Source organism: Streptomyces sp. RKAG293 (assembly GCF_023701745.1).
GTDB lineage: Bacteria > Actinomycetota > Actinomycetes > Streptomycetales > Streptomycetaceae > Actinacidiphila.
In genome coordinates, this window is the sequence record NZ_JAJOZB010000001.1 from 2,883,115 (window position 1) to 2,904,062 (window position 20,948).

At 69.2% G+C, this 20,948-nt stretch carries 18 protein-coding genes and 2 pseudogenes; 11 read left to right on the top strand and 9 right to left on the bottom strand.

Annotation, left to right across the window (positions count from 1 at the left end; translation table 11 throughout):
• Positions 1 to 9: 9 nt before the first annotated feature.
• A pseudogene (locus tag LNW72_RS12775) lies at positions 10 to 1,329 on the top strand (NAD(P)/FAD-dependent oxidoreductase); the annotation flags it as partial.
• A 33-nt stretch (positions 1,330 to 1,362) separates the two neighbouring features.
• Here LNW72_RS12775 and LNW72_RS12780 read toward each other — a convergent pair.
• Complete coding sequence (locus LNW72_RS12780) at positions 1,363 to 2,883, bottom strand: regulator (RefSeq protein ID WP_250975511.1); 1,521 nt, start codon at positions 2,881 to 2,883, stop codon at positions 1,363 to 1,365.
• A 327-nt stretch (positions 2,884 to 3,210) separates the two neighbouring features.
• Between LNW72_RS12780 and lipB the strand changes: the two genes are divergently transcribed.
• From lipB to LNW72_RS12800, 4 genes are all read left to right on the top strand, one after another.
• Entirely contained in the window at positions 3,211 to 3,990 is a 780-nt protein-coding gene (gene lipB, locus LNW72_RS12785; RefSeq protein ID WP_250975512.1) for a lipoyl(octanoyl) transferase LipB, read from the top strand.
• Positions 3,991 to 4,225: 235 nt separating this feature from the next.
• Positions 4,226 to 5,215 carry a lipoyl synthase gene (gene lipA, locus LNW72_RS12790; protein WP_250975513.1) on the top strand — a complete coding sequence of 330 codons (990 nt, stop codon included), beginning with the start codon at positions 4,226 to 4,228 and terminating at the stop codon, positions 5,213 to 5,215.
• A 203-nt stretch (positions 5,216 to 5,418) separates the two neighbouring features.
• Positions 5,419 to 5,661, top strand: a complete 243-nt coding sequence (locus LNW72_RS12795; RefSeq protein WP_250975514.1) for a hypothetical protein — start codon at positions 5,419 to 5,421, stop codon at positions 5,659 to 5,661.
• A 182-nt stretch (positions 5,662 to 5,843) separates the two neighbouring features.
• Entirely contained in the window at positions 5,844 to 6,524 is a 681-nt protein-coding gene (locus tag LNW72_RS12800) for a DUF4191 domain-containing protein (RefSeq protein ID WP_250975515.1), read from the top strand.
• A 219-nt stretch (positions 6,525 to 6,743) separates the two neighbouring features.
• On the opposite strand, the gene LNW72_RS12805 is transcribed toward LNW72_RS12800, so the two are convergent.
• Complete coding sequence (locus LNW72_RS12805) at positions 6,744 to 7,211, bottom strand: RDD family protein (RefSeq protein WP_250975516.1); 468 nt, start codon at positions 7,209 to 7,211, stop codon at positions 6,744 to 6,746.
• A gap of 213 nt (positions 7,212 to 7,424) precedes the next feature.
• Here LNW72_RS12805 and glnA point away from each other — a divergent pair, with 213 nt between their 5' ends.
• The 3 genes from glnA (at position 7,425) to LNW72_RS12820 (ending at position 11,094) form a co-directional block, all read left to right on the top strand.
• Complete coding sequence (gene glnA / locus LNW72_RS12810; protein WP_250975517.1) at positions 7,425 to 8,834, top strand: type I glutamate--ammonia ligase; 1,410 nt, start codon at positions 7,425 to 7,427, stop codon at positions 8,832 to 8,834.
• 391 nt (positions 8,835 to 9,225) lie between these two features.
• Positions 9,226 to 10,398: a DUF6215 domain-containing protein gene (locus LNW72_RS12815; RefSeq protein ID WP_308401929.1), complete on the top strand. Its 1,173-nt coding sequence runs from the start codon at positions 9,226 to 9,228 to the stop codon at positions 10,396 to 10,398.
• Positions 10,399 to 10,761: 363 nt separating this feature from the next.
• Positions 10,762 to 11,094, top strand: a complete 333-nt coding sequence (locus LNW72_RS12820; RefSeq protein ID WP_285370280.1) for a CPCC family cysteine-rich protein — start codon at positions 10,762 to 10,764, stop codon at positions 11,092 to 11,094.
• 50 nt (positions 11,095 to 11,144) lie between these two features.
• Here LNW72_RS12820 and LNW72_RS41175 read toward each other — a convergent pair.
• A pseudogene (locus tag LNW72_RS41175) lies at positions 11,145 to 11,543 on the bottom strand (asparagine synthetase B); the annotation flags it as partial.
• A gap of 277 nt (positions 11,544 to 11,820) precedes the next feature.
• Between LNW72_RS41175 and LNW72_RS12830 the strand changes: the two are divergent.
• Positions 11,821 to 13,209, top strand: coding sequence for a sporulation protein (locus LNW72_RS12830; protein ID WP_250975519.1), 1,389 nt, complete (start codon positions 11,821 to 11,823; stop codon positions 13,207 to 13,209).
• A 301-nt stretch (positions 13,210 to 13,510) separates the two neighbouring features.
• On the opposite strand, the gene LNW72_RS12835 is transcribed toward LNW72_RS12830, so the two are convergent.
• Together LNW72_RS12835 and LNW72_RS12840 are read right to left on the bottom strand one after the other, a co-directional pair.
• Positions 13,511 to 13,681, bottom strand: a complete 171-nt coding sequence (locus LNW72_RS12835; RefSeq protein ID WP_250975520.1) for a hydrophobic protein — start codon at positions 13,679 to 13,681, stop codon at positions 13,511 to 13,513.
• A 189-nt stretch (positions 13,682 to 13,870) separates the two neighbouring features.
• On the bottom strand, positions 13,871 to 14,212 hold the full coding sequence (locus tag LNW72_RS12840; protein WP_250975521.1) for a MerR family transcriptional regulator: 342 nt from the start codon (positions 14,210 to 14,212) through the stop codon (positions 13,871 to 13,873).
• A gap of 1,176 nt (positions 14,213 to 15,388) precedes the next feature.
• Between LNW72_RS12840 and LNW72_RS12845 the strand changes: the two genes are divergently transcribed.
• The gene (locus LNW72_RS12845; RefSeq protein WP_250975522.1) at positions 15,389 to 15,631 is read left to right on the top strand and encodes a hypothetical protein; all 243 of its coding nucleotides are present in this window, start codon (positions 15,389 to 15,391) and stop codon (positions 15,629 to 15,631) included.
• A 548-nt stretch (positions 15,632 to 16,179) separates the two neighbouring features.
• On the opposite strand, the gene LNW72_RS12850 is transcribed toward LNW72_RS12845, so the two are convergent.
• Positions 16,180 to 17,301: an NADAR family protein gene (locus LNW72_RS12850; protein ID WP_250975523.1), complete on the bottom strand. Its 1,122-nt coding sequence runs from the start codon at positions 17,299 to 17,301 to the stop codon at positions 16,180 to 16,182.
• 475 nt (positions 17,302 to 17,776) lie between these two features.
• Here LNW72_RS12850 and LNW72_RS12855 point away from each other — a divergent pair, with 475 nt between their 5' ends.
• A complete protein-coding gene (locus tag LNW72_RS12855; RefSeq protein WP_250975524.1) occupies positions 17,777 to 18,418 on the top strand; it encodes a hypothetical protein in 642 nt (213 codons plus the stop codon).
• Between the two features lie 131 nt (positions 18,419 to 18,549).
• Here the strand turns inward: LNW72_RS12855 and LNW72_RS12860 are convergent, their stop codons facing one another.
• From LNW72_RS12860 to mpaP, 3 genes are all read right to left on the bottom strand, one after another.
• The gene (locus LNW72_RS12860; protein WP_250975525.1) at positions 18,550 to 19,074 is read right to left on the bottom strand and encodes a hypothetical protein; all 525 of its coding nucleotides are present in this window, start codon (positions 19,072 to 19,074) and stop codon (positions 18,550 to 18,552) included.
• Positions 19,075 to 19,301: 227 nt separating this feature from the next.
• Positions 19,302 to 19,472 (bottom strand): hydrophobic protein, encoded by a 171-nt coding sequence (locus LNW72_RS12865; RefSeq protein ID WP_250975520.1) that lies wholly within the window; start codon positions 19,470 to 19,472, stop codon positions 19,302 to 19,304.
• A 96-nt stretch (positions 19,473 to 19,568) separates the two neighbouring features.
• Entirely contained in the window at positions 19,569 to 20,846 is a 1,278-nt protein-coding gene (mpaP, locus tag LNW72_RS12870; RefSeq protein ID WP_308401931.1) for a daptide biosynthesis intramembrane metalloprotease, read from the bottom strand.
• Positions 20,847 to 20,948 lie beyond the last annotated feature (102 nt).

Here is a 20,948-nt window from a genome sequence, read left to right on the forward strand (position 1 = left end):
CCAACCTCCGGGAGGGGCATCGTGCTCTCAACAGCACGGCAAGCGGACGTCGTCGTGATCGGGGCCGGGCTCGCGGGCCTCGCCGCGGCGCACCATCTGATCGGTGCGGGGCTGACCGTCACCGTGCTGGAAGCGGGATCCCGGGTCGGCGGCCGGATGGCCACCGACACCGTGGACGGCTTCCGGCTCGACCACGGTCCACAGCTGCTCAACATGTCGTACCCCGAACTCCGGCGCACCCCGGGGCTCCAGGGGCTGCGGCTGCGCCCGTTCGCCCCGGGCGCCCTGGTGCGGGCCGGTGGCCGCGGCTACCGCGTCGGCGACACCCGCGGCACCCGGGCCCGGGCCGTGCTCTCCGCCGCCAGGACCCCGCTCGGCGACACCCTCGACCGGGCGGGGCTCGGCACCGCGCTCAACCGGCTGGCCGCCACCTCCACCGCCCGGCTCCTCGCCCGGCCCGAGACCACCACGGCCGCCGCACTGGCCGCCCGCGGCTTCGCCCCCCGCCTCCTCGACGGCTTCGTCCGGCCGCTGCTCAACGCCCTGCTCTGCGACCCGGAGCTCACCACCTCCAGCCGGTGCGCCGACCTCGTGCTGCGCGGCTTCGCCCGTGGCGGAACGTGCCTGCCCGCCTCCGGCGCGGCCACCGTCCCGCAACACCTCGCCGCCGCCCTGCCGCCGGGCACCGTCCGGCTCGGCGTCCGGGCCACCGCCGTCTCCGTCAACACCGTCGCCACCGACGGCCGCGGCACCGGCGAACTGCCCTGCCGCGCCGTGGTGGTGGCCACCGGCGCCCGCGCCGCCGGCGAACTCCTCCCCGGGCTGCGGGTACCCGGCTTCCACGCCGTGACCGTCGTCCACCACGCCGCGCCGCGGTCCCCGCTGCGCGAGCCCCTCCTGGTCCTCGACGCCGACCGGCACGGTCCCGTCTCGCACACCCTCCCGGCCAGCGAACTCGACCCCTCCCGCGCCCCGTCCGGACGCGCCCTCGTCACGTCCGTCCTCCTCGGCCCCCAGGAGGACGGCGGCACCGACGACATCGCGGTCCGCAAACACCTGGCCGAGCTGTACGAGACCTCGACGGACGACTGGGAACCCCTCGCCACCCACCACGACCCCGAGGCCGTCCCCGTGATGACCGCTCCCCACGACCTCCGACGCCCCGTCCGGCTCCTGTGCGGCCTCTACGTCTGCGGCGACCACCGCGACACCAGCACCGTCCAGGGCGCCCTGCTCTCCGGCCGCCGTGCCGCCACCCACCTCCTGGCGGACTTCGGCCTCCACCCGGCAGTGGTGACATCGCCGCAGCCGGCGGAGGAGGCGGCATAAACGACGACACGCCTCCGGGAGCGGGAGAGCACCTCAGCCCACGGCCAACCCCAGCGCCGCCGCCCGCTCGTAGAACCCCCGCGCCGCCACCGTCTCCCGGAACGGCTCCAACCGCCGCCCGAAGTCCCGGACGTATTCCACCGCCCGGGTCGACCGCATCTCGGTCGCCTGCTGCATCGCCTCTCCCCCCAGCGCGCACGCCAGATCCACCTCCCCCAACCCCAGCCGCGCAGAGGCCAGCACCGTCCGGCAGAACACCCGGCTCCGTGCGTACGCCGGGCCGCGCAGCTGCAGCGACCGTTCCGCGTACTGGGCCGCCGCCCGGTACTGCTGCAGATCCCGGTGGCAGTGGCCGAACTCGTCCGCGAGCTGCGCCTCGTCGAAGAACCGTGCCCAGTACGGGACTTCGTCCCCCGCCCGCGCCGCCTCCAGCGAGCGCTCCGCGCGCGCCAGCGCGGCCGAGCAGGCCCGCATCTCACCGAGCAGCCCGTGGCCGCGCGCCTCCGCCGCGTGCAGAAGGGCCTGGACGACGGCGGGCGCGCTCGTGCCGACCCCCTGCTGCGCCACCCGCGCCAGCTGGACCGCCTCGCGCCCGTGCCCGAGGTAGACCGCCTGACGGCTCATCGTGACGAGGACGTAGCCGCCGTAGACGCGGTCGCCGGACGCCTGGGCGAGCCGTAGCGCCTGGACGAAGTAGCGCTGGGCGAGGCCGTGGGCGCCGATGTCGTAGGAGGTCCAGCCGGCCAGCCGGGTCAGGTCGGCGACCGCGCCGAACAGCCGCCGTCCGAGGGCCTCGCCGTACGTGCCGCGGAGCATCGGCTCGGCCTCGTGCTCGAGGTACCGGACGAGCGCCTGGCGGGCGTGGCCGCCGCCGTAGGTGTTGTCGAGGGACCGGAAGAGGTCGCCGACGGAGCGCAGCGCGGCGATGTCGCCCATGGTGACGCGCTGGCGGGGGACGGCGGCGCGGGCCGGCCCGTGGCCGCCGCGCGTCTGGGCGGGGATCCGGGCCCGGCCGGCGCGCTCCGCCTCCGATCCGCCGAAACCGACCCCGACCCCGGCTCCGGCTCCGGCCCCGGTGACACCGTCCCCTGCCTTGACCCCGTGCGCCACGTGCTCGTCGGCCCGCCCGATGAGCCAGTCGCGGCTCGGCACCACCAGCCCGGCCGGTGTGAAGGCGATCTTGCGCAGCTCGGCCTGGCTACCGGTGTCTTTCCGCCACAGTCCGCTGATGATGTCGATCGCTTCCTCCGGTCCCGCGGCGAACTCCAGGCCCGCGTAGACCGGCGCGCACGCGTCGAGCCCGAGATCCTGCGCGGACAGCCGCCGCCCCAGCCGTCGCGTGAAGACCTCGGCGATGAGCGCGGGAGTGGTACCGCGCGGCTGCTGGCCGCGCAGCCAGCGCGTCACGGAGGTCTTGTCGTAGCGCAGGTCCAGGCCGTGCTCGATCCCGAGCTGGTCGACCCGGCGGGCGAGCCCCGCGTTGGAGAAGCCGGCCTCGGTGATCAGGGTGGCGAGCTGGCGGTTGGGCGAACGCTGCGGGGATCGGTCCGTCATCGGCTGTGCGGTCCACTTCCTTCGAAGGACTCCGGAACGGCGTGAATGTAACGGCCTGTAGTACCGCGCTCACCACCAGAGCCTCAGATTCCCCCGAATGGGTGACAGCCCACCCCATTGACTTGCAAAGCCCTATCTTCCGGTCACCGACCGTGGTAACGACGCCCACCCCGAACGGCCCCGCGCCCGCTCCCAGCCCACTCCCGGCTCACTTCCGCCCGCTCCTGGCCCGCACCCGCCCCAGCCCTCCCCCGGCCCCATGCAGGCAGCTTCCGGCCCGGTCGTACAGTTGCAGGGGCGCCAACGAGGCGACTACGAGGAGCTGACGTGACTGACCTGCACTTCGTCCACCTGGGCTTCGGGGCGGACGCCGTCGAATACCAGGAGGCATGGCAGGAGCAGCGCAGGGTGCACGCCGCGCGCTTCGAGGACGAGATCCCCGACACCTGCCTCCTGCTCGAACACCCGCCGGTCTACACCGCGGGCCGCCGCACCGCCGACAATGAGCGCCCGCTGGACGGCACCCCGGTCGTCGACGTCGACCGCGGTGGCAAGATCACCTGGCACGGCCCCGGCCAGCTCGTCGGCTACCCGATCCTCAAGCTGCCGCGTCCGGTCGACGTCGTCGCGCACGTCCGGCGGCTCGAGGACGCGCTGATCCTGACCTGCGCCGAGTTCGGCCTGGAGACCACCCGCATCGAGGGCCGCAGCGGCGTCTGGGTGCTGGGCGACCCCGTCGAGCAGCGCCCGGCGGGCGGCCTGACCCTCGACTTCGACCCCCGGCTCGCCGACGACGAGTTCGACCCGCGGCTGAACGGGCCTGAGTACGCGCCGTCCAACGCCGGCCAGCGCCGTGAGGACCGCAAGCTCGCGGCCATCGGCATCCGGGTCGCCAAGGGCGTGACGATGCACGGCTTCGCGATCAACTGCGATCCGGACAACACCTGGTTCGACCGGATCGTGCCGTGCGGCATCCGGGACGCCGGGGTCACCTCGCTCTCCAACGAGCTGGGCCGCGACATCTCCGTCACCGACGTCGTGCCGGTGATCGAGAAGCACCTGCGGGCGGTGCTGGAGACCGCGGAGCCGCTCCCGCGCGCCGTGTAGGGCGGGGGCAGGGCACGACGGGCCGTTCGCGGGCTCGCGGGTCGGTGCCGGGCACGACGGTCCTCTCGGGGGCCGTGCGGGACCACTCCTGGCCTTCACCCTGACCCTCACCCCCTTGGGGGAATGCCCCCATGAGCCTGTTGGTTGGCTCTGTTCGTATAGGTACAAACAACGGGCGTACCCTGGGGTTCGCCGAAGATTCGAAGACACGCTGGTGGAAGGGGAGTACCGGACGATGTCCGCTGTCGCACCCGACGGACGCAAGATGCTGCGCCTGGAAGTCCGGAACGCTCAGACCCCCATCGAGCGCAAACCCGAGTGGATCAAGACCCGGGCGAAGATGGGCCCCGAGTACACGAAGATGCAGGCGCTCGTGAAGAGCGAAGGCCTGCACACCGTGTGCCAGGAGGCCGGCTGCCCCAACATCTACGAATGCTGGGAGGACCGCGAGGCCACCTTCCTCATCGGCGGCGACCAGTGCACCCGGCGCTGTGACTTCTGCCAGATCGACACCGGCAAGCCGGCCGCGCTGGACCTCGACGAGCCGCGCCGTGTCGGCGAGTCCGTCGTGACCATGAACCTGAACTACGCCACGATCACCGGCGTCGCCCGCGACGACCTGGAGGACGGCGGCGCCTGGCTCTACGCGGAGACCGTCCGCCAGATCCACGCGCAGACCGCCGAGCGGGCCGAGGGCTTCACCAAGGTCGAGCTGCTGATCCCGGACTTCAACGCGGTCCCCGAGCAGCTCGCCGAGGTCTTCTCGTCCCGGCCCGAGGTGCTCGCGCACAACGTCGAGACCGTGCCGCGCATCTTCAAGCGGATCCGCCCCGGCTTCCGTTACGAGCGCTCCCTGGAAGTGATCACCAAGGCTCGCGAGGCCGGGCTGGTCACCAAGTCCAACCTGATCCTGGGCATGGGCGAGGAGCGCGAAGAGGTCAGCCAGGCGCTGCGGGACCTGCACAACGCCGGCTGCGAGCTGATCACCATCACGCAGTACCTGCGGCCCTCGCCGCGGCACCACCCCGTCGAGCGCTGGGTGAAGCCGCACGAGTTCGTGGAGCTCAAGGACGAGGCCGACCAGATCGGCTACGCCGGCGTCATGTCCGGGCCGCTGGTCCGTTCGTCGTATCGTGCCGGCCGGCTCTTCCAGCAGGCGATGGACCGCCGCCGGGAGACGGGCGAGCAGTCGGGCGAGCAGCCGGTGGCGGCACAGTCCGTGTGAGACCCCTCACGGTGACGCGGTGCGGCCACGCACCGCGTCACCACCTCCCGCCAGGCATGCGGCGCGGCGAAGCGGAATCAGGGTCGCGGCAAGGTTTCATGCGAGATTGACCGTGCGGTCACCGGCTGGTAACACAATGTGGCGAGCCTGGTTCACGCACACCCATGCGATTGCGATTCCGAGGCGTCCTGAGGGGGACCCCCATGCAGGTCGAGTCCGCACAACTCCGCCAGAGCACCCTCCACCCCACAGTCACCGTCACCGGAGCCCTGCGCGCCATGGAGGCACTGCTGCTGGGCGGGGGCCAGCAGACCGCCCGTCGCAACGCCTGGTCGGCCGTGGTCGAGGACCGCCGCCGGGCCAAGGACCGGCGTGAGGTGCAGCACGTGATCGAGGCGCTGAACGCGCCCACCGCCGGCCGTAACACGGGGCCGGATTCCTTCTGAGCACTGGTCCCGACTCCTTCCGAGCACAGGCTGAGCGCTGGGCTCCGCTCCTTCCGAGCGCAGGCTGAGCGCTGGGCTCCGCTCCCTCCGAGCACAGCACCGGCTTCCCCCTGACGGGGGTACCGGCGCCTTGGGGGCCACCGATGCGCCCACCGGCGCGCGGGCCACGTATCCTGTGCCGCATGGCGAGGAAGGAAACATCCGAGAACCCTGGGCGGCTTCAGCAGATCGCTCAGACCTACAAGATGACCAGGCGGGCCGACTCCAAGGTCGGGCTCGTCGTTGCGGCTGTGGGAATCGTCACCTTCGGTGTCGTCCTCGCCCTCGGCTTCTTGATCGACCACCCCATCTACGCGGGCATCCTGGGCTTGCTGTTCGCGTTCCTCGCGATGGCGATCGTCTTCGGCCGCCGGGCCGAGAAGGCCGCCTTCGGGCAGCTCGAAGGCCAGCCGGGTGCCGCCGCGGCGGTGCTGGACAACGTGGGCCGCGGCTGGACCGTGACCCCGGCGGTCGCGATGAACAAGAGCCAGGACGTGGTGCACCGTGCGGTCGGCAAGGCCGGCGTGGTGCTGGTCGGCGAGGGCAACCCGAACCGGGTGAAGGCCCTGCTGGCCGCCGAGAAGAAGAAGGTGGCGCGCGTCGTGTTCGACGTGCCGATCACCGACCTCATCGTCGGCAACGAAGAGGGCCAGATCCCGCTCAAGAAGGTCCGTACGACGCTGCTCAAGCTGCCGCGCGTGCTGGCGGGCCCGAAGGTCACCGAGGTCAACGACCGTCTGCGGTCGCTCGGCACCCTCATGAGCAACATGCCGATCCCGAAGGGTCCGATGCCGAAGGGCATGCGGATGCCGAAGGGCCGCTGAACCCCGAACACCGACCACAACGCCCTCGTGGGCCGGGCGAGCCGAATGCGGCTCGGCCAGGCCCACGAGGGCGTTCACGTTGTCGGGGGGTCGTCGCCGACGGTTGTGGGGCCCGGCCTTCGGCCTTACGTCGGCCAGGGCCTTCAGTCAGCCCGGGCCTTCTGCCAGCCCGGGCCTTCCGTCGGGCAGGGCCTTCGGTCGGGCAGGGCCTTCTACCGGCTAGATCCGGACCTGGACGGCCTGCGCCGCCTTGTCGTGCAGCCCGCGGCCGTCGCGGTCCCACACCAGCGCCGGGATCACCAGCAGCAGCAGGACCGTACGGAGCACCACCGGGCCGATGCGGAGCCGCCCGCCGTCGACCCGGACCACCCGCAGGCCGAGCAGCCGCTTACCGGGCGTGCTTCCGACGCTGCCGAGGGTCACGACGCTCAGGGCTCCGAAGAGGGCCAGCGTCCAGGGATTGGACCCCTGGACGTCACGATGCGCGATCAAGCCGTATGCGATCACCAGACACAGGATCCAGTCGATGAACACCGCCGCGAACCGCCGGCCGACGGTGGCCAGCGAGCCCGGCCCGTCCTTCGGCAGCCCCAGCCGTTCACCCCGGTAGCCGAAATCCGTGCCCATCTGCTCGGCGGCCGCGCGCGGTCCCGAGAGCCACGACCCGAGTGCATCCCTGTTGTCCACCCGTCCACCGTACTGTGCCGCCCCGGGTCACCCGTACGGTGCCTTCGCCGCCCGCGCGCGCCGCCTACGACCTAGCGGTTAACCTCGTCGAAACAAATGGGTCATGCTTGGGAAATCCCCGATCCCTATGGTCGGGGCCAGCGTGCGCCATCGCACTGGCCGCGCCTCGTGTTGCCATCCCGGACTCTTCGAGCCGGGTCTAGGAGGAGTTGGATGTTCCAGAACGCCGACGACGTCAAGAAGTTCATCGCGGACGAGGACGTCAAGTTCGTAGACGTCCGCTTCTGTGACCTGCCCGGAGTCATGCAGCACTTCACGGTCCCGGTCAGTACCTTCGACCCGACCGAGACGCTGATGTTCGACGGGTCGTCGATCCGCGGCTTCCAGGCCATCCACGAGTCCGACATGGCGCTCGTCCCCGACCTCACCACGTCGCGCCTGGACGCGTTCCGCAAGGACAAGACGCTCAACATCAACTTCTTCATCCACGACCCGATCACCGGCGAGCAGTACAGCCGTGACCCGCGGAACGTGGCGAAGAAGGCCGAGGCCTACCTCGCGTCGTCCGGCATCGCCGACACCGCGTACTTCGGCCCCGAGGCCGAGTTCTACGTGTTCGACAGCGTGCGCTTCGCGACCAACGCCAACGAGTCGTACTACCACATCGACTCCGAGGCCGGCGCGTGGAACACGGGCTCCGAGGACAACAACCGCGGCTACAAGGTCCGCTACAAGGGCGGGTACTTCCCGATCCCGCCGGTGGACCACTTCGCCGACCTCCGTGCCGAGATCTCCCTGGAGCTGGAAGCGTCCGGCCTGCAGGTCGAGCGCCAGCACCACGAGGTGGGCACGGCCGGCCAGGCCGAGATCAACTACAAGTTCAACACGCTGCTCGCAGCGGCCGACGACCTCATGCTCTTCAAGTACATCGTGAAGAACGTCGCCTGGCGCAACAACAAGACCGCGACCTTCATGCCGAAGCCGATCTTCGGCGACAACGGCTCGGGCATGCACGTGCACCAGTCGCTGTGGACGGACGGCGTGCCGCTGTTCTACGACGAGCAGGGCTACGCGGGCCTCTCGGACACCGCCCGCTACTACATCGGCGGCATCCTCAAGCACGCCCCGTCGCTGCTCGCCTTCACCAACCCGACGGTGAACTCGTACCACCGTCTGGTGCCCGGCTTCGAGGCCCCGGTCAACCTGGTCTACTCCCAGCGCAACCGGTCCGCCGCGATCCGCATCCCGATCACGGGCGCCAACCCGAAGGCCAAGCGCATCGAGTTCCGCGCGCCGGACCCGTCGTCCAACCCGTACCTGGCCTTCTCGGCGCTCTTGATGGCCGGCCTCGACGGCATCAAGAACAAGATCGAGCCGGCCGAGCCGGTCGACAAGGACCTCTACGAGCTCGCCCCCGAAGAGCACGCGAGCGTCCCCCAGGTCCCGACCTCGCTCCCGGCCGTCCTCGAAGCCCTCGAGAACGACCACGAGTACCTGATGGCCGGCGGTGTCTTCACCAACGACCTGATCGAGACCTGGATCGACTACAAGCGCACCCAGGAAATCGCCCCCATCGCCCTCCGCCCGCACCCGCACGAGTTCGAGATGTACTTCGACCTCTAAGACCTGCGGTCGGCCAACCAGGCGCGATCCCCCCAGAGGCCCCCTGACCTGCGGAAACAGTCCCCATCAGTTTCCACTGATCACGACCTCTTCCCACCCCCAGGTGCACCCCTGGTGCACTGAAGGGTGGAACGCCTGACGAAGAGTCAGAAGCATTGACTGAGCCCTGGTGCTCTCCGCGAGGAGGGCGCCAGGGCTCAGTGCTGTGCGCGAAGTGCTCTCCCCGACGAGGCGCCATATCGGCCGGGCCTTGGCACACCTCCGCGATGATCTCAACTTCACCTCCGACGAGCGGCGGCGCTGGAACGACCTCCATGGCAAAGCCCCGTACGTTCCTGCAACTGTGACTTCCACCACGGCGGACATGATCTTGTCATGGTGAGATCACCGGATGCTCGGTTTCCTCATTCGTCTCCTGCCGTTCTGGGTCCGCGAACCGCTACTCATCGCGATCGGGTCCGTTCTCGGCGTACGCATCATGTATCTCGCCGTCACCGATCACGACCGCGTTGCGGCTGGTCTCGGCGTGGTGTTCCTCGTGTTCACCGCGATACGCGTCTCTGTGGTGATCCGTGCCTTGCGCCTACGCCGGCATCTGAGTCCGGCGGCTCCCGTACAGGGGGTGGCGGTCGAAGGTACCGCCCACGCCCAGGCTGGAGCTGGGCCGCGTCCCGGCCCGAACGCTCCGCAGAAGGGGCCCAACGCGTGGGGCCAGGCCATCGCGGCCGTGGCCGTGGTCGGGGCACTCGGCGCCGCGCTGTGGGTTGGCCCACGCGTACTGCCCTCCGATGACGGCACGCGGTCCCGGGCCGCCTCGTGTGCGGACGGAGAGAAAGAGGAGCTGCCGACGGCATACCGGGCCACGCCCCGGCCGATGACAGGTGACGAGCTGTGCGAGGCGCTCAATCGGCCCGACCTGGCCCAGCTGCTCGGTACACCTGGAGAGGTCGTGACCACGGCTTCCGGTAGCAACAACGTCTCTCCCAACAGGAAGGTCGCCCAGCCGGAGGCCGAGGTCAGGTTCGGCACGTACACCGTGAACGTCTCGGCCGCCTACAACGAGCTGTCGACCGCCCAGTACGTGCAGCTGATGAAGTTCGGCGGCGAGCAGGACATCAAGACGCTCACGGTTCTTGGCCGGCCCGCGGTCTTGTACTCGGACCACACCATGCAGTTCGAGCTCAGTTTCGGCAGTGGCAAATCCAGCGGACCCGTCACACAAGGCCCCCGTCCAGGAATCTGGCCGTGGCCCTCGACCGGACGGACCGAGGCGGCTACTGCGAAGTCACCGTGTGGAGCAAGTCCGGCGCTCTCCCCGACGACCGCGCTCTCCTCGGCATCGCCGAGAAGGTTCTTCCGACGCTCCCCGGATGGACTGTCCGGTGAGACGCCGAAAGTCCTTCGCGGGAAGCAGGCACAAGGAGCCGGCGGCAGCGTGGCCATCCTGAACGGACCTGTCGACACGTTGTCCGTGGAGCTGGATCGAGCTGTCCACGGAAGAGGAAGTACCGGTGTCCCCTCACAGGGGGTGCAGCGGCATCCCAGCACGATCCCAGCACGGTAGAGGTGAGCAGGGGTGACGAGGGGTCAGCTATCTCGCCACCATCCCGGCACGGGAAAAAGCCAGGGGCCCGACTCCGGAGAGAGCGACGTGGTGGCATTACGCCCGGTACACGTTGAAGCAGAATGTCTGCCTGCCGATCCCGACCCGCGACGGAACGCCCCATACGCTCTTGAGCAGGCAATTCATGGTTGGCCTACGACGGCATGCGACGGCCGCAATCGGGTGTCCTGCGGACTCCTTGCGGACTGGCCGGGTGTGCCAGGCCAGAGAATTCCATGGCACACCGGCGGGACCTGCGACGAGAATGCACAGGTGAGCGACTCCTACCCCTGTCCCTGCTGCGGGCACCGCGTGCTCGACGACATGCCCGGCTCCTACGAGATCTGCCCTGTCTGCTTCTGGGAGGACGACGGGGTCCAGTTCCGCTGGCCGACCATGGGCGGAGCGAACAAGGTCTCCTTGATCGAGGCTCAGCTCAACTACCAGGAATTCGGTGCCTGCGACCAGCACGGCCGGCAGTACGCACGCCCTCCGGCCGAGGACGAGCCGCTCGACCCCGCCTGGCGCCCCATCGATCTGACGCGTGACTCCTTCGAGGACTGGGACGCTGCCGAACGCACCCCGTGGCCCGACGATCGGTCGGTGCTCTGCTGGTGGCTCCCCACGTTCTGGCGTCGCGACCGCTCCGCGTCATGACCTCCCACATAGAGGCGCTCGTCCAGCAGCTGGACGACGCGACCGGAGAACAGCCGCCCAAGGCGGGGGTCGTACACAGCCAGGGCGAACATGCCGTCCAACCCCTCCAGGCAGGACGGTCCGATCTTGGCCCAGGCCCGCAGGACCAGGTGTGCGTCGCTCTGCCCGGCGGACAGCTCGATCCCCCAGGCGGCGGCCATGGCGCGGTAGTTGTAGATCTCGCCGTTGAACGTCAGCAGGACGCCGCTGTGCCGGTCGAGATAGGGGCCGGGCTGGGTGTCCGGGTCGACGACCAGCAGGGTGTTCATGGCCAGCACCGCCTTCCCATCGGTCGAAGCGGCGTGGAGAGTGCCGTCCGGTCCGCGGTGGCGCTGGGACCGGCCCATGGCACCGGCAGTTGCTTCGTGCCGGATGGCGTCCGGTCCTGCCAGTCCTGCGATTCCGCACATCTGGTTCACCCCCGAGCGTGATTGGTGGAACCCATCGGTGACGGCCGCCGCCGGGAGAGTGCTGCCCTTCCCGACGGCGACCTGCCCTCAGACAACCGGGTCCGACCAGCGGCCGGGAGGGCTCGCAAGGGGGCTTGCAACTCGCGGGCGGGGGTCACGTACCGGTGGCCAGGCAATACCCTCGGTGACCCACCACACGTGGTTGGCGTACGACTTCTTGCTGCAAAGGAGTACGGGGTCGCGTGCAGAACTCTCCGGAGTGGAAGAGGGGGACGCCATGACGTCGACCGCCCGCCGGAGCCTGCCGCCCAACGCGGACCTGGCCCGGCTCATCGAAGCGAGCGGCGTCAGCCGCAAAGCCCTCGCCCACCGCATCAACCAGCTCGCTCACCAGGCCGGGCTGACCACCGACTACTCCCATACCTCGGTGGCGAACTGGTGCCGGCGCGGCATGACCCCGAAGTGGCCGGTGCCCCAACTCCTCGCCCAGGCCATCGGCGAACGCCTCGGACGACCGGTGCGGCTGGCCGAGATCGCCATGGGCGAGGCGGAGACAGCGGACCCGGATGTGGGGTTGGATTTCCCCAGGGATCCCGCCGACGCCGTCCGCGTCGCCACTTCGTTCTGGAGTTCCGTGAACCGCCGCGACTTCCTCACCGGCAGCAGCTTCGCCGTCTCCGCCTTCACCACCCCCGTCACGCGCTGGCTGGTCAACCCTGCCGACGGAGCCGCCGCCCACCGCGGCGGCGTCCGCGTCGGCCAGGGTGACCTCGACGAACTGCGCGAGGCAGCCGACGACGCCCGGCGCTGGGACTCCAAATACGGCGGCGGTAACTGGAAGGCCAACTCCGTCACCGCCTGCCTCGAACACCGCGCCACCCCATTGCTGCAGGGCTCCTTCACCGACGGCGTCGGCCGCGACCTGTTCTCCGTCACCGCTGAGCTCTCCCGCCTGGCAGGCTGGACAGCCTTCGACGTCGGCCAGCACGAAGCCGCCCAACGCCACTTCATCCAAGCCCTCCGCCTCGCCCGGGCTGGCGGCGACGTACAACTCGGCTGCTACGTCCTGACCACCATGGCCATGCAATCCCTGCTGCGCGGCTTCGCCGACGAAGCCGTCGACATGGCCCAAGGCGCCTTCGAACGCGCCAAGAGCGAAGCTGCCCCACGGGTGCTGGCCTTCACCAAACTCATCGAGGCCCGCGCCCACGCCCGCACCAACGACGCACGAGCCGCCTCCGCCGCCCTGGCCGCCTCCGAAAACCTCCTCGGCCAGGCGCGCACCGGCGGCCCGGAGCCCGCCTGGATCGACTTCTACAACCACGCGCGGCTGTCCGCGGACGCCGCCGAGGTGTACCGCGACCTGAAGAACCCCAAGGCGGCCCTGGCCTGGAACCGACAGGCAACCGCCATGCCCACCGGCGTCTTCACCCGCTCGGTCGGCATGCGCCTGGCCATCGTCGGCACCGCCCACCTCCAGGCCCGGGACCTCGACCACGGCCTGGAACTCGGCAACCGATCCGTCGACATCCTCGCCCGTGTCCAGTCCGCCCGAGCACTGGACTACGTACGCGAGTTCAACACCGCCCTCACCCCCTGGCGACGCGAACCAGCCGTACGAGAGTTCCTCCACCGCACCCGCAAGGACCTCGGCATCGCCGCCTGACGACACCGCCAAGCGGGCTGCGCCCTCCCGCGCGATAAGCGGAATGGAACGCGATCGACGAGGCGTAGATCAGCCGGGCGGTGTCCGGAGGCGGGGTGGGTGAACTGGAGGTTCGCGTGCATGGGTCACGCGTCCCGCGCCGCCCCCGGACACCGATCCCCTACCCATGCCGTTCCGAGCTGACCCCTCGGCGGCTCTGCGCCCGCCGGGGCCGGCGGTCCGAGGGTGGGCATGGCGGAGGCCCGGCGGATGGTCCGCCGGGCCTCTTCCCGTGTTCACGCGCCTGTCGCGCTTGTTGTGGTTACCAGCGGTACCAGCGGTGGCGGCTGCCGGACGAGTGGGTGCCGCGCATGACGAAGCCGAGCAGCCAGACGACCAGCACCACGACCGCGACCCACCAGAGGATCTTGAGCGCGAAGCCGGCACCGAAAAGGATCAGCGCGAGCAGTAGAACCAAAAGCAGTGGACCCATGGTTATCAACCTCCTGACCAGCGGATGCCCTGTCGTGCACGGGTCATGCATCCCAAAATCTGGACACTGGTAACCGTCATGGCAGCGGCATCGACCGCGATCCCGGCAGGTGCGCTGGCGGTATGCCGGCGATCCCAGAGCCGTGGAAGGGGAGGCGGGGGACCGGGGCGGTCTCGGCTGGCACCCTGGTCAGTTGGCTGCGTTGTTGCGGAGCTTCTCGTTGAGTTGGAGGGCTTCTTCGAGTTGGTCTTCGAGGGCGACGATGCGGCAGGCGGTTTCGATGGCGGTGCCCTGGTCGACGAGTTCGCGGGCGCGGGCGGCGATGCGCAGTTGGTAGCGGGAGTAGCGGCGGTGGCCGCCCTCGGACCGCAGGGGGGTGATCAGGCGGGCTTCGCCGATCGCGCGGAGGAACGCTGCGTTGGTGCCGATCATTTCGGCGGCGCGGCCCATGGTGTAGGCGGGGTAGTCCTCGTCGTCGAACCGGTCGGCCGGGCTCGGGCCGGCGGGATTCGTAGGGGGCTGGTCGGTCATTACGCCTCTTCGTGTCTGATGGTCATGCGGCCTCCTGGGGAAACGCGTGGAGGGGCCCCGGGAGCCGTACTGGCTTCCGGGGCCCCATGGGGCGGATTCAAACACCATCTACTTCTACTACCGGCGTGTGCGTGCCGGTCCTGCCGTATCCGCAGTGCCGCGTAGGGGGAACGCGGGGTGCGGGGATCTTGAATGCTTGACCGGGGACCACCTTCCAATCCGGGGCCTTGCGAGTGCCCGCACACACCTGCCGTGCGGGCGATCCTGATGGTGTCGCTCCGAACCTTTCCTGCTCGTACCTGAACGACGAAAAACTACTGACCTGCTGGTACTTCAGATACTGCGGTCCTGCGGTCACAACTGAACTGCACTTCACACGCTGTGTTTCACCAACTGCTACCTGCGTGGCGGCCCCTTCTGGGCCGCCCAGCCCGGCAATCAACCCCTGCGACCCTCCCGCATGAAGCGGCCGCCGGATTCCACTGCCGTGCCGTACCTACGTGAACAACCGAACTGCTGATACTGCGACCTGCTGGTGGCCTTCACCGCACCACCGTCCGGCAGCCAGCCCCGTCGCCTGTCCTGCAACTGCTCTGGCTTAGAACCCCACTGCCGAACCTCCTGGTGCGCGCGCCCGCAGCCGACGCCTTCACCAAGAGACCACTCATCCACTGCTGGTAGTGCTGGTACTGCTGTCAGAACTGCACTTGCTGTACTGCGTTTATGCCTACTGCGGTCCTGCACGGCGACCCCTGTGCGGGTCACCTGGCCCGGCAACCAACCCTGCGGCCACGTGCACTGAACGGCCGCCGGATTCCATCACCGTGCCACACACTCTGCGCGCCAGTTCGTGTCTGCCGCGCCCTGCTGTCTTCTTGGCTACGACAGGAACACTACCCACACCCCGACGCGAATGTCTACCGCAGTCAGGATAGATTTTCGGCCCAGCGGGGAGCAGGCATACTGCGCCCTACCGGCACGATCAGAAAATGCGTCAGGGCACGGAAGGGGCAGGAGAACGGGCATGCGAAGTGACCGCTCACCGGTTCCGGAGACGGACATCTGCGACCTGTGCGCCCGACGGCTCACCAAGGGGTGCCAGCTGGGCGTCGTCCCGGACTCCTCCGCGATCCACGCCCGCAGCCCGGCGCGCGACGGCCGGCGGCTGGTCGTCGCGTGCTCCCCGAGCGCTTGGCCGTCCTCCAGCAGGAGTACCGCACCCGCCCGTACGTGCCCGAGGAACTGTGGGCCGGGCAGATCGACCGCGCGCTGGAGCACCACCCCCAGGCACTCACCCGGGATGCCCTGTCGGCGGCCACGGGCCTGAGCCTTCTGGAAATCCAGCGCGCCCTGGCCTGGAAGAAGCACCGCGACTGGCAACCGTACGAGCAGGACTCGCAGACACCCGAAGCCGGCTGAGTCGACCCGCCTGCTCGCGCGTCCTTCAGTTCTATCGGCGGCGCGGCCGGTGCGTGTCGGCCGGCGCGGGGGCTGCTCGTACGCCGGCGGCGAGGGTGTTGCGGGCTGTTAGCCATTCCAAGGCTGCGGGTGGAGACGGCGCCGGTGGCTCTTCCAGCTCTCTACGGCACCCTTCAAGTGAAGTATCGGCGCTGGCGTGCTCAGCCAGTTGGCGATGCGCCATGGGCTGAGTCCGCCTCGCGTCGCCCCAGCCATTCCGACACCAGAACGGGTGCCCCGGTTGCTCCCCGCGTGCACCCTGCGTGCACCCTGCGTGCACCGGAGCGTCGAAGGATCCCTATCTGTGCAGCTCAGGAAGCTTTCCCAGCTGTACTTCGACCTCTAACCGGTCCGGTCCGCCCACCTGGCGCGATCACATTGGCTGAGCCCTGGTGCCCTCCGTAGGGAAGGCGCCAGGGCTCAGTGCTGTGCGCGAAGTGCTGTCTGCGCGTTCACCTGCCTGGCAGCGTCAGGATCCGGACGGGTGCATCCGTCTCAAGGCTGCGGGATCAATCGAGCCCGGCAGGTCCGAGGCCGGCAGCCTCGGCGGCAAGTTCGCTGCGGATCAGCTCCAGCAGGCGTCCGACCCAGTTCCGGCCGCGTTCGCCGGCTTCACCCCAGTAGAGCGAGTCGAAACTGGAGTAGAGGATCTTGGCATCACTTGTGCCGAGCAGAAGCTGCGCGAGCGCCGGGTGCTGGGCGTACTTGGCACGCATCAGCTCTGCCATCACGGCGGGTCGAGCCTCGGCCCAGCCTGGCCGTCGAGGAGTGGATTCAGCGATTCGCTGGGCGGCCCGGTCGTTCTCGGCGCTGAGTACGGCTTGGCGCTGGGCCTTGTCGTCGGTGGACAGCGCCAGGTAGGCACGGTCGACGTTCGGGTACTCGACCCCGCATACGTTGACCGGACACGGGTACTCGTTTCGCAGAGCGAGGAGCCCGGGATTCTCCGGCCAGTCCTTCGTTCCGACCGTTTGGGTGAGCGTGATCGCTGCGGCCTGCGGCTGGACGGGGCCGAAGGCCTCGTGCCTGACTGCGTAGTCAGCTCTGGCGGTGTTGTTCTGGGCGAAGTAGTCGAGCGCCGAGGCGTGCATCTTCTCGGTGACGACCTCCTGGTTGCGCGGCATCCGACCTCCGATGCCCACTGCCAGGACCTGGACGGGCCAGTCCTTGCTGTCCATGTCGCCCAGGTAGCGGCGCAGATGTTCGGGAACCGCCAGGTAGGCGTCCAGCAACCGCTGCCGACGATCTTCAGTGCGGTCGGCCAAGTAGCCATTGACGGCGGCCCGGCAGCGGCCCCTCGAATCGGGGCGATCGTTCAGCTTGTCGATCTCGTCGCGGACCTCACCGAGAAGCGTCTCGGGGGTGACCCTGGACTGCGGTTCGGCGAACTTCCAGACAGCAAGGTGATGGACCGAGGCCCGGGCTCCTTCTTCGAGTGTTGTGGCGACCCATCCAGAGCGGAGCTTCTCCTCGAACTCAGCCAAGTCGACCAGGCCCCAGCAATCGATCAAGCCGTCGGCATAGATGATCAAGTCGGTCAGGTAGTAGCTGCCGTTGCGGATGAACGCGGGCCGGGTGATTCCGGGTATCTGCTCGCCGTCGACGTGACGGTATGTGCGGTGCTGGGGCATGTTGGGCAGCATAGGCGTGCCGCGAGGTCGCAGGCTCGGCCATTTCCAGGTCGCAGGGCACCCTGGTCGTCAGCGGCAGGCCCTGCGGTCATCCGCAGCCGTACGAGCTGAGATGCCGAAGACCACAATGCCCCGCGCGACACCGCACGAGCCTGTGGACGTGGAGGCGCTCTTCCCGGAGTTGGCGCCGCTGACTGCACAGCAGGGGTACATGCCGCGCTGAGCCGTCGACAACGCGAAGACCTGCCACAGGCGGCCACTCAGCAAGTGATCTATCCGATCACCCAATCTGGAGCTTTGCTCCGATCCCGATCACGATACTTTCCACCCCCAGGTGCACCAGCGGTGCACCGAAGGACGGAACGCCTGACGAAGAGCCACCGTCGAAGAGTGCGGCGGCCTCGCTGTGTTCGGTGCGCCCCAGCCCGGCCCGGATGACTGGACACGGCGTCGAGAGGGACCAATCATTGGTCGGATGATCATGGGATCGGCATCGCTATGGGACAAATTCGACCGGATGAGAAGCGCGTCGGGCTTCTTGACACCTGCTGAACTGCTGGAACTCGCCGATAGCGGCACTGTCGTACTCGACCCGTTTTCGGTGATCCTGTCCAAGCAGGTCACCATCGGCCCGGGCAATCTCTTCTATCCCGGTGTGGTCATCGAATGCGACGACGAAAGCCATTGCGTCATCGGTGGCGACACCGTATTCCATGGCGGGACGCGCATCGCTGCGAGCGCGGGCGGAAGCATCACGATCGGAGACAGGTCCGTGATCGGAGAAGGCGGTGCCCAGATCAAGTCAACGACCGCAGACTCCGAGGTCTCGATCGGTGACGGTGTCCGGATCGTCAACGGCGCCGAGGTTCTCGGACACAGTCGGATCGGCACGGGCTGCCAGATCCTCGGGCCCATCTCGGCCCGGTCGGTATCCCTGGCCGATGGCGCAACGCACGCTCATCCCAACCCCGACCGACGTGGAGCCGTCCTCAAAGGGTTCGGCCGGGCCCAAGGCATCCGGCTCGGTGTCGGAGAAGTCATCAACGGGTCAGGCGATTTCGGCTCCGCTCCCGTAGAACGACAGCGGGTCTACCATCCCCTTGCCCCGAACTCCTGAGTGGAGTGGAGAGCGATTACTGACGAAGAGTCAGATATATTGACTGAGCCCTGGTGCTCTCCTCACGGAGGGCGCCAGGACCAGGGCGCCGTGTCGGTGTTCATGACGTACGACGCCCTGGCCTCAAGGGTTCACGCCGCTGCCTGGCCTGCCGGCCATGAGGGCAGCTCGGGCGGGGCGCCCGCCTCTCGAACCGTGGAACCGTCCTGAGCGGTCAGTTCTCGTTGTGTCTCATGGATCTCCGCGAGCAGATGCTTCACTCGGTCTTCCAGACGCGGGCCGGCGGTCCCGTGGGGGACGGTCACCCAGACCGGGCCGCCTTGCCGCGTATCGCCCACGGCGTGGCCGAAGAAGCCCTTGACGTCGCTTCCGTGCTCGACGATCCGCGCACCGCAGTAGTCGACCAGTTCCCGCAGGGATGCGACGGAGTCCGGGCGTGCGTACTCGCGCCCCTGCGCGATGAACTCATTGAGGCAGGCCCGCAGCCGGTCGGCTTCCTCGAAGGTCATCTCCACGTGGTGCCACTTCGCGGTGGTGCCGATGGTGAGGTCGAGCTGCGGCAGCGGGGCGTGCGGCATGTGCTGCATGACGAGGTCGAGTGTCTCTGCCTCGCGCCCATACTTGGTGTGGATCACCGGGTGGAGCGCCAACTCCATGGCGTCCTCCTCCGTGGCGCGGGCATCACGCCCTAAGCTCACAAAATGGGTATGTGGCCCGTTCCTCCACGTCAGGCTCACGGCCCAGCAGCTGAAGACGACCTCACGCACGCGAATTCCGGGCCCCTACCCATGCCGCTGCGCGCTGACCCCTGGCATGGCGGAGGCCCGGCGGATGGTCCGCCGGGCCTCTTCCCGTGTTCACGCGCCTGTCGCGCCTGTCGTGGTTACCAGCGGTACCAGCGGTGGCGGCTGCCGGACGAGTGGGTGCCGCGCATGACGAAGCCGAGCAGCCAGACGACCAGCACCACGACCGCGACCCACCAGAGGATCTTGAGCGCGAAGCCGGCACCGAACAGAATCAGCGCGAGCAGTAGAACCAAAAGCAGTGGACCCATGGTTATCAACCTCCTGACCAGCGGATGCCCTGTCGTGCACGGGTCATGCATCCCCGCTGCCGCCACCCGAGGTCTCGCGGCCCGTTCGGGAGGTCGTCAAGCAGGGAGGGCTCGCTCGGCGGCGTCCGTGCCGGCATCCGGCTCTCCCGGCCGCGCCGCCGCGGGGATCTTGGGGAACGCGACGGTGTAGGCGCCGTACAGCAGTCGCGCCAAGGCCAGGAGTACCGCGGCGTACCAGATGCCCGCGCCCACCGGTCCGCCCATCCACAGGAAACGCTGGACGCTGAGCAGGGCCGAGGTGATCAGCAGCGGAGGGAGGACCAAGGCGCCGAAGCCGTAGGGGACGCTCCAAGGGCGGTCCAGTTGCCGCGGCTGTGCGGGGCGTCGGTAGACGCGGTGGCTCAGCCAGGACCGTGCGTCGGCCATGGCGAGGTGGCGGACGAACGGCTTGTCGACCGCGGCCAGCAGCAGGAGGTAGCCGTCGAGCTTGATGAAGGGCAGGAGGTTGAAGGTGATCGTCATGGCGTTGGCCAGGACCACCAGCCACCAGTACTGCCGCCGGCCACCGAGATCCGCGGCGCCGGCCAGGGCTGCGACCGCGGCGACCGCGGCGTTGACCGCGACGCCGGCCAGCGCGACGGCGGCGCGCTGGCGCCGTCGGGGCAGCCGCCAGCTGGAGGTGACGTCACAGAAGAACGCGGGTGAGAAGTACAGGAGCATGATGCCCATCCGCCGGGGCCGTCCGCCGAAGTACGACAGGGCCGTGGCGTGGCCGAACTCGTGGAGCACGTTCACCGCGATCATCGTGGCGTAGACCTGCAGCCATGTGCCGGGGGAGCGGTGGATGATGGCGTCGTGCAGCTGGCCGGCGTTGGCCACCGTGGTGACGAGACCCGCGCAGAGCAAGGCGGCGTAGGCCACGATCACGGGGCGGCGGGCCAGCACAGCGCCGGCCGATCGCAGGACGCCGTTGAGGCGGTCGGGCTGGTAGAGGGTGAGCTGGAGCATCGCTGGTTTCCGGAAGACCAGCCGCCGCGGCGCCGCCGATGAGAGCGCGCCGCCTGTGTCGAGCAGACCGGCGGCGGCGAACCGGGTCAGTGTCTCGGCTGCGCGCGGCCGGCCGAGCATCGGTGACCAGTCGGCCAGGACCGTGTCCGGGGTCCGCGTGCCGTCCAGCGTGCGCAGCAGGCGGACGGCGTCCCCGCCCATCCTCAGATAGGTGCCGCCAGGCAGACTCACCACCGCCCCAGCGCCGTCCGGCCGTTGGGTGATCTCCACTCCGTCGCGCAGGCGCGGACGGCCGGGGGGCGGTGCGGGCGGGCCGGGAACCGGAGGGCGGCAGGCCTCGGGCGGCCCGGGTTTGCGCGTGAACATGCTGTGACCTCATCGTGAACGGCCCGCTTGACGGGCGCGGAGCCTGCCGCGCGCGGAGCCTGGCGCACTTGCCGCTGGGGTGTCCCGCTCGGCGGCCGGGCA

Coding starts and splice junctions, on each gene's coding strand:
- LNW72_RS12860 (WP_250975525.1), bottom strand. CDS start 19,074: ATGGAGTTGGCGCTCCACCCGGTGATCCACACCAAGTATGGGCGCGAG.
- LNW72_RS12800 (WP_250975515.1), top strand. CDS start 5,844: ATGGCGAGGAAGGAAACATCCGAGAACCCTGGGCGGCTTCAGCAGATC.
- LNW72_RS12840 (WP_250975521.1), bottom strand. CDS start 14,212: ATGACCGACCAGCCCCCTACGAATCCCGCCGGCCCGAGCCCGGCCGAC.
- mpaP (WP_308401931.1), bottom strand. CDS start 20,846: ATGTTCACGCGCAAACCCGGGCCGCCCGAGGCCTGCCGCCCTCCGGTT.
- LNW72_RS12865 (WP_250975520.1), bottom strand. CDS start 19,472: ATGGGTCCACTGCTTTTGGTTCTACTGCTCGCGCTGATTCTGTTCGGT.
- LNW72_RS12830 (WP_250975519.1), top strand. CDS start 11,821: ATGACGTCGACCGCCCGCCGGAGCCTGCCGCCCAACGCGGACCTGGCC.
- LNW72_RS12780 (WP_250975511.1), bottom strand. CDS start 2,883: ATGACGGACCGATCCCCGCAGCGTTCGCCCAACCGCCAGCTCGCCACC.
- glnA (WP_250975517.1), top strand. CDS start 7,425: ATGTTCCAGAACGCCGACGACGTCAAGAAGTTCATCGCGGACGAGGAC.
- lipA (WP_250975513.1), top strand. CDS start 4,226: ATGTCCGCTGTCGCACCCGACGGACGCAAGATGCTGCGCCTGGAAGTC.
- LNW72_RS12850 (WP_250975523.1), bottom strand. CDS start 17,301: ATGCCCCAGCACCGCACATACCGTCACGTCGACGGCGAGCAGATACCC.
- LNW72_RS12835 (WP_250975520.1), bottom strand. CDS start 13,681: ATGGGTCCACTGCTTTTGGTTCTACTGCTCGCGCTGATCCTTTTCGGT.
- LNW72_RS12820 (WP_285370280.1), top strand. CDS start 10,762: ATGCCCGGCTCCTACGAGATCTGCCCTGTCTGCTTCTGGGAGGACGAC.
- LNW72_RS12855 (WP_250975524.1), top strand. CDS start 17,777: ATGATCATGGGATCGGCATCGCTATGGGACAAATTCGACCGGATGAGA.
- LNW72_RS12815 (WP_308401929.1), top strand. CDS start 9,226: ATGCTCGGTTTCCTCATTCGTCTCCTGCCGTTCTGGGTCCGCGAACCG.
- LNW72_RS12795 (WP_250975514.1), top strand. CDS start 5,419: ATGCAGGTCGAGTCCGCACAACTCCGCCAGAGCACCCTCCACCCCACA.